The organism is Streptomyces sp. ATLC9, assembly GCF_057196705.1.
The window spans coordinates 19734-27199 of sequence record NZ_JBXUOY010000044.1 but is presented as its reverse complement, the minus strand read 5'-3'; the positions used below and the strand labels follow the sequence as shown (position 1 = coordinate 27199).

At 70.0% G+C, this 7466-nt stretch carries 4 protein-coding genes; all 4 read right to left on the bottom strand.

What is annotated here, in order from left to right; all coding sequences use genetic code 11:
* Positions 1–122: 122 nt before the first annotated feature.
* The gene (locus AC2CJA_RS07650; RefSeq protein WP_484601904.1) at positions 123–1709 is read right to left on the bottom strand and encodes a carbohydrate-binding protein; all 1587 of its coding nucleotides are present in this window, start codon (positions 1707–1709) and stop codon (positions 123–125) included.
* A gap of 220 nt (positions 1710–1929) precedes the next feature.
* Positions 1930–3375: a glyceraldehyde-3-phosphate dehydrogenase gene (locus AC2CJA_RS07645; RefSeq protein WP_484601903.1), complete on the bottom strand. Its 1446-nt coding sequence runs from the start codon at positions 3373–3375 to the stop codon at positions 1930–1932.
* Positions 3376–3508: 133 nt separating this feature from the next.
* A complete protein-coding gene (locus AC2CJA_RS07640) occupies positions 3509–6352 on the bottom strand; it encodes a DUF5682 family protein (RefSeq protein ID WP_484601902.1) in 2844 nt (947 codons plus the stop codon).
* Positions 6349–7461, bottom strand: a complete 1113-nt coding sequence (locus AC2CJA_RS07635) for an ATP-binding protein (RefSeq protein WP_484601901.1) — start codon at positions 7459–7461, stop codon at positions 6349–6351. Before AC2CJA_RS07635 ends, AC2CJA_RS07640 begins: the two co-directional genes overlap by 4 nt.
* Positions 7462–7466: the final 5 nt, after the last annotated feature.

Here is a 7466-nt window from a genome sequence, read left to right as displayed (position 1 = left end):
CGGTGGCAGGAACAAGGACCTCGACAATCCTCATTCTCGCTGGTCAGAGGCACTCTCTGTTTTCCTGACCGCCTGTCGGACAGCCCACCTCATGAAAGCCCGAGGCTAAGGTCCGGCGGCGGTCACGGCGTCGCCGTCCTGCCGCCGAAGGACACCACGAGTCGGCCGTCGGAGGCGAAGTGCCAGCTCATGGCGCCGGCGTACGAGGAGCACCGGGAGCCGTTCGAGCCGGACCAGAACTGGTTCGAGCCGTCGGCGTCGCCGACTGTCTTGTCGTTGGACCCGCTGCCGCTGCGGCACGAGACGTTGTTCCGGAACACCGAGGCGCCGGCGTCGAAGGAGAAGTTGCGCTGGGCGTTGTCGATGCTGGTGTTGTCCGACATCGTCATCCTGCCGGGGTTCCTGTTGTAGGTGAACCCGTGCTTGCCGTTGTCGTAGGCGATGCTGCGCCGGATGACGTGGTCGACCCCGATGTCCTCGCCGCCGAGCTTGTAACCGTTGCGGTCGCCGCTGGGGTTCTGGGTCCCGTCGCTGAGAGTGCCGTTCTCGTAGGCGAGGGAGTCCTCGATGGTCACCGCGCCGATGGGCCCGGTCTCGTCCTTGGTGTAGAGGTCCCAGCCGTCGTCGATGTTGTTGTGGGCCACCGCGTGGCGGAAGACGTTCCCGGGGCCGGAGGTGAGTTTCGCGGCGAAGCCGTCGGCGTCCTCACCGTCGGAGTCGGCGTTGTCGTGCGACCGTGCGCTCAGGACGAGGTTGTGGGAGGGCCACTGGTCGCGGGGGGTGGAGGAGAGCATCCGCGAGAGCTGCAGACCCGTGTCGCGGTTGAAGCGCGTCACCGTGCGCTCGATGACGTTGTGGCTTCCGCCGACGAAGATCCCGTTGTCGCCGGCCCGCTGGACGACGAGGCCCTTGACGTGCCAGTACGACCCGTTGACGGCGAGTCCGCGGTTGGAGGAGCTCTCGCTCTGCGCCGAGAAGTCCAGCACCGGCGTCTCGCCCGGGTAGGCGGACAGCTCCGTGCGGTCGCCCGCGGTACCGTTGTTGTCCGCGGGGATGGTGACGGTCTGGGAGTGGCGGTAGGTGCCGCCGCGCAGGTAGATCGTCCCGCCGGGGGTGACGCGGCCGATCGCCGAGGTGAGCGTCGTCGGATCGGACTCCGTGCCGGAGGCACCGGCGCTGCCGTTCGGCGCCACGTACAGCACGGGGCCCGGGGGCGGCGGGGTGCCGGTGCCGTCCACCTCGGCGTCGAGGTAGTCGATGTTGGGCAGGCCGTCGGCACCGGTGGGGCTGAGCCCGATGGTGTTGCCGCCCTGCCTCACCGGCACCGTGAGCGTCTTCGTCGTCCACCCGTTCCACGCACCGGTGCTCTCGAACGACACCGACGCGGCCGCCGAGCCGTTCACCGTGATGTCCGCGGGCCGTGCGGCGGTGGTTCCGTTGGCGAAGCGGACCGACAGCGTCGCGGTACCGGCCTGCGGGGCGTCCACCGTGAACCGGACGGCCGCGCCCACGGCGTTCCGGCCGTTGCAGAAGCCCGTTCCGGAGTAGCCGGAGTGTTCGGTGTCGATGGTGCCGTCGCAGGTGGCGGGGGCACGCTCGGCCTCGTGGCGCACCGGCGCGGCCGTCGCCGCGGCGCCGGGCAGCGCGACGGCGACGCCGGCCGCCAGGGTGGCACAGGACAGTAAGGACAGCGGGGTTCTCGGTCTCATCGGGACATCGCCCTTCCGTGGGGGGACGCCTGCGCGGCAGGCATGGCGGTGCGGCTTTCGACACAAGGGACAGAAAGCGCTTGCTACGGTAAGAGTGCTCCCTCGGCAGGTCAATAGAGAGGGCGAGGAGAAGAGCTTCGGCAAACGGTTGTCCGGAACCGGAACCGCCCGCCGGGCCACCGGGCCGGGCGGGCGGGGCGCAGAGGCCGGACCGCCGGGGTCAGACCGCCGGGGCGGGATAGGTGGGGTACTCGACTCCGGAGACGTGCTGGACTACGCGAACGACCTGGCAGGAGTAGCCGAACTCGTTGTCATACCACAGGTAGAGGATCGCGTTGTCGCCCTCGACCTTGGTGGCCCCGGCGTCGACGATCGAGGCGTTGCGCGAGCCGATGAAGTCGCTGGAGACCGCGTCGGGTGCGCTGATGAAGTCGATCTGGCGCTTGAGCGGCGAGGTGAGCGAAACGTTGCGGAGGTAGTCCAGGACCTCCTCGCGGGTCGTCTCGCGGGCGAGCTGCAGGTTGAGGATGGCGATCGAGACGTCCGGCACGGGGACGCGGATCGAGCTGCCGGTGATCTTCGCCCTGAGGCCGGGCAGCGCCTTGGCGACGGCGGAGGCGGCACCGGTCTCGGTGATGACCATGTTGAGGGGCGCCGAGCGGCCGCGCCGGTCGGACTTGTGGTAATTGTCCAGCAGGTTCTGGTCGTTGGTGAACGAGTGGACGGTCTCGACGTGGCCGCGCAGGACGCCGTACTCGTCGGCCATCGCTTTCAGCGGCGGCACGATCGCGTTGGTGGTGCAGGACGCACAGGACAGGATCCGCTCGTCCGGCTTGATCGTCTCGTGGTTGACGCCGTGGACGATGTTGGGGACGTCACCCTTGCCCGGAGCGGTCAGGACGACCTTGTCGACACCGGGGCGCAGGTGCTTGGACAGCCCCTCGCGATCGCGCCACCTGCCGGTGTTGTCGATGAGGATGGCGTTCTTGATGCCGTACGCGGTGTAGTCCACCGCAGTCGGGTCGTCGGAGTAGATCACCTGGATCTCGTTGCCGTTGGCGATGATCTTGTCGTTCGTCTCGTCGACGGTGATCGTGCCCTGGAACTGGCCGTGGATGGAGTCGCGGCGCAGCAGGGAGGCGCGCTTGACGAGGTCCGGGCCTGCGGCTTTGCGGACGACGATGGCGCGCAGCCGCAGACCGTTTCCGGAGCCGGTCTTCTCGATGAGCAGACGAGCCAGAAGGCGGCCGATACGGCCGAAGCCGTAGAGGACCACATCACGCGGCTCGCGACACTTGATCTTGTTCTCGCCCGTGGCGCCGGCGACGGCCTCGGCGGTGAACTCCTCCACCGACAGCCCGCGGGCGTCGGCCCGGTGTGTCGCGGCGAGCATGCCGATGTCGATCTGGGAGGGACCGAGGTCGAGCGTGGTCAGAGCCCGCAGGAACGGCAGCGTCTCGGTGACCGAGAGTTCCTCGCCGGCGATCTGCCGGGCGAACCGGTGGGTCTTGAGGATGCTGACCACCGACTTGTTCACCAGGGAGCGGCTGTGGAGCAGGATCGTGACGTCCCGCTCCCGGTGCAGCTTCCCGATGATCGGGATCATCGACTCCGCGATCTCCTCGCGGTTCTTCCAGTTGGTGAACGAGTCCACGGTGGTAGTCACAAGTTCATCTTTCGAGCTAGGCGGTGCTCATATGTTAAGCACCCCCTGTTTTGATCACTCACGCGGTACCGCCCAACCGGGGTGCGGCGGCAACAGTCGTGAGGCCGGCCGCTGACGCCGCACCCGGCCGGCCTCACGAACCGGCCAGCAGCGCATCCAGTGCCACCGCCGTCCGCGGATGACGGCCGGCCAGCACCGCGCCTGGCGGGGCGGATTCCGCCCTCCGCCACGTGCCGTCGCAGCCCAGCAGACCGGCCACCGCGTCACATGCCGCGGGATGGGCGGCGAGCAGCGCCGCGCCGCGCCCGGCGCCCGTGCGCCGTGCCGGAGGTACGGCTTCCGGCTCCGCTCGCGCCCGCCACGGCGGCACCCATGCGTCCAGTGCCGCCAGCCGCCCGGGGAAGGTCCGTCCGGCCTCACGGATCAGCAGCGGGGCCAGTTCGGCGCCCTCCGAGCGCAGGGTGATGATCAGGGTCGGCAGCCATGGCAGGAGCACGTGGTCCGGCAGCCGCGCGAACGCGTTGGACACGGCTTCCACGACGAAGCCGGCGAGACCGGGGACGGGCTCCAGAGCGTGCAGGAAACCACTGAGGTAGCGCGGGTAGGCGGGCACCACCATGGGATTGCCGAGCATCTCGTCGCACCTGGTCCGCAGTTCCGCGCGGGTCAGCTGACCGAGGTGCGTGCGGGCCGCCCACAGCAGCGCGGTCTTCGCCGGGTCGCGCGGACGGGACTGGGCCAGGGCCAGTTCCAGCTGTGCCCGGTCGCACCCCAGCGACAGCGCCAGGCTCTCCATTCCGAACAGGAAACCCAGCATCGCCGCCACCTGGCGGACGCCCGCGTCGTCGTCGGTGAACGCCGTCGGCAGCAGGGTGCAGTAATGCGCGTATCCCGCCTTGACGAAGGACTCGATCCACGGCGGCAGGACCGGTTCGCCGGTGCGGTAGTACGCCAGCAGCCGCCGCACCCGGCGCAGCACCTCCGGAGCTCCGTCCACGCCGCGCTCGGCCGACAGCACCTTCAGGGCGTGGGCCCCCAGTTCGCCGGCGAGGCGGTGGCCGCGCAGATACAGCACCGTGTCCTCGACCGCCCCGAGGACGGACGCCGCGGTGGCGCGCGAGTCGTACGCCGTGCGGCGCAGACGCTGCTCCAGCACCTGCTCGACGCTGACGCCCTCGTAGCCCAGCTCTATGAGCGCACGCTGGTGGGTGCCCAGTGCCAGGTCCCAGGACTCCTGGATCGGGCGCTCCCCCAGCTTCCGCTCCCCCATGATCGGCCGTGCGGCGCCGTGCGGCATCAGGCGGCGCAGTATCCACAGCACGTCGGAGCAGCTCTCCAGCTCCGGCCGGGCGGCTATGTCCAGCAGCGCTCTGCGTACACCGCGCTGCTGGAGTTTCAGGTTCAGGGGGGCCAGCCGGTCGTGGACATCGCGGGCCAGGGGCGGCAGCGCGTCGTAGCCGACCTGGCCGACCCGGTCGCCGCCCATCATGATCTCCACGAGACGGCGCACGTCGCGCCGGCCGGGCACGGTGTCCTTCTCGATACAGGTGACGGCCGCGTCCTGGAAATCGTACGGCGTCGGCCTGGCCCGGTCGCGCATCCCGGCCAGCAGGATCGACGTCTCGAACACCGCGATGGCGTCGGCGGTGGATGCCGGATAGCCGCTTCGGCGCGCGGCGCGCACGATCTCCACCGACCAGCCCAGCAGTTCCGCCTCGTCCAGCCCGTCCAGGACCGGCGGCCGGCCGAGGAAGCCGGTCAGCCTGTCCGAGGGCGGGGCCTGCTCCGCGGGAACCGCCGCCACGGCTTTCCGCGCCCTCGACCTCCTCGTCCCCGCCTGTCCCGCGAGGCGGTACGGCTCCACCCGGGTGCGCCCGAGGTTCTTCGCCCAGAGTGTCGCGGCGATCGACACCGAGCCCGCGGCGAGGCCGAACTGCGCCTCGATCGCCGCGTGGCTGGAGGGGATCAGGCCGTACCGCCACCTGGTGGCGGTACGCGGACCGATCTCGAAGGTGTCCTCGCCCAGAACTCCGAACTCGGCCACGCGGCTGGCCGCGTGGAAGGCGCCGCAGACGTAGAGGCAGTCCGCGGGGTCGGTGACGGTCTCCTGAAGGTGTCGGCGCATCCTGGTCCACATGTGGCGCTCGCGGTCCTCGTCCACGCGCACCCTGCGGGGATCGCCGGGCGCCAGGCGCCTGAAGAGGCTGCCGATCAGGAACATGACCTGACGGTAGGTGTCGTGGTCGCTTTCCCCGAGCGGCAGTTCGACATACTGGTGCCACCACTCCGACCAGTGCCGCACCCGACCGTGGCGCAGCAGGTGCTCCTCCAGTTCGGCGAACCGGGGCCGCAGGTCGCCTATCTCCACGCCGACCGCGTCACCGTGCAGCGCGGCCTCCCCCTCGGTCGGCACCTCGGTACCGGAGCCGGGGCCGGTGGCGTGCGCCCCGCGCGCCTCCCACTGGAAGACGTGGTCGCTGGAGCGGTCGACGAGGACCAGTTCGACGCCCGGCGTCTCCAGCGCGTACGCGATCGCCTGGTACTCGGCGGACGCCTCGGTGATCGGCGCGACCACCGACAGCGGCGACCACTGCACGGGGAAACCGTCGACCTCGGCCGCGAACGCCTGGACCGCCACGGGCAGCCGGCAGTTGCGCAGCTCGGTCAGCAGCGGCGCCATGTCCTCGCACAGCTCCAGGTACACCACCTTCGGCCGCTTCTCGCGCAGGCGGCGTGCCATCGCGGTCGCCGAGGCGGGCGAGTGGTGGCATACGGGGAAGATCTCCAGTGGCTCGTGTATCGCACGGTCGACGTCGTCGACGATGCCCAGCAGGATGTCCTCGAGGGCGTCCGGCCCTCCGGCGAACGCCGTGGCCGCTTCCCGCAGCCGCGTGCGCAGCGCGGTGAAGGCGGTCCCGTCCGCCGGGGCCGTCTCCGCTGCGATTGCGTCCGGGGCGCCCCCGCTCGCGGCCCTCATGACAGGGTGGCGATCGCGTCGCGGCCGCCCTCGAGGAACTCCGGCCAGAAGCCGCCCTCCTCCCTGCCTCGCGGCTCCACGACGCCGTGCAGGTACTTGTTGAGGATGGCCAGGTCCTCCGGTTCGCGCCGGGCCAGCGATCCGACCAGCGAGGAGGCCAGGGTACGGGCGGTCAGGGCACGCTCGCCGAAGAAGTTGCCGTGCAGGATCGCATCCTCGAGCACGCCGATCTGCTCGGCGGTGGACAGCGCGGACTCCAGCCTCTCGTCGTCGCTGCCGGCCGCCGCCGAGGAGGCTCGCAGGTCCGCGAAACTCCGCAGCAGCACGTCCAGCAGCGTCGGCGGCACGTCCAGCTCTATCCGGTGACGGCGCAGCAGTTCACCGGTGCGGAAGCGGACGATCTCCGACTCGCTCCTCTTGTTCGTCACCACCGGGATGCGGACGAAGTTGAAGCGGCGCTTGAGCGCGGAGGACAGATCGTTGACACCCCGGTCGCGGCTGTTGGCGGTGGCGATGACCGAGAAACCGGGCTTGGCGAAGACGATGCCCTCGTCGTCCAGTTCGGGGACCGATACGTACTTCTCCGACAGGATCGAGATGAGCGCGTCCTGGACGTCGCTGGTGGCGCGGGTGAGCTCCTCGAAGCGGCCGATCGCGCCGGTCTCCATCGCGGTCATGATCGGCGAGGGGATCATCGACTCGCGCGACTGGCCCTTGGCGATGACCATGGACACGTTCCAGGAGTACTTGATGTGGTCCTCGGTGGTGCCGGCGGTGCCCTGGACCACCAGGGTGGAGTTGCGGCAGATCGCGGCGGACAGCAGCTCGGCCAGCCAGCTCTTGCCGGTGCCCGGGTCACCTATGAGCAGCAGACCGCGGTCGGAGGCGAGCGTGACGATGGACCGCTCGACGAGACCGCGGTCGCCGAACCACTTCTGCGGGATCTCCCTGTCCAGGCCGTCGGAGCGCTCGGAGCCGAGGACGAACAGGCGGACCATCTTCGGCGACAGGCGCCAGGAGAACGGCTTGGGGTTGTCGTCGACGGACTCCAGCCAGTCGAGTTCCTCGGCGTACTTGAACTCGGCGGGGGCGCGCAGCAGGTCGGACATGTGAG

Excerpts from the sequence above, each read along its gene's own strand:
- AC2CJA_RS07650 (WP_484601904.1), bottom strand. The coding sequence starts at position 1,709 with ATGAGACCGAGAACCCCGCTGTCCTTACTGTCCTGTGCCACCCTGGCG.
- AC2CJA_RS07640 (WP_484601902.1), bottom strand. The coding sequence starts at position 6,352 with ATGAGGGCCGCGAGCGGGGGCGCCCCGGACGCAATCGCAGCGGAGACG.
- AC2CJA_RS07635 (WP_484601901.1), bottom strand. The coding sequence starts at position 7,461 with ATGTCCGACCTGCTGCGCGCCCCCGCCGAGTTCAAGTACGCCGAGGAA.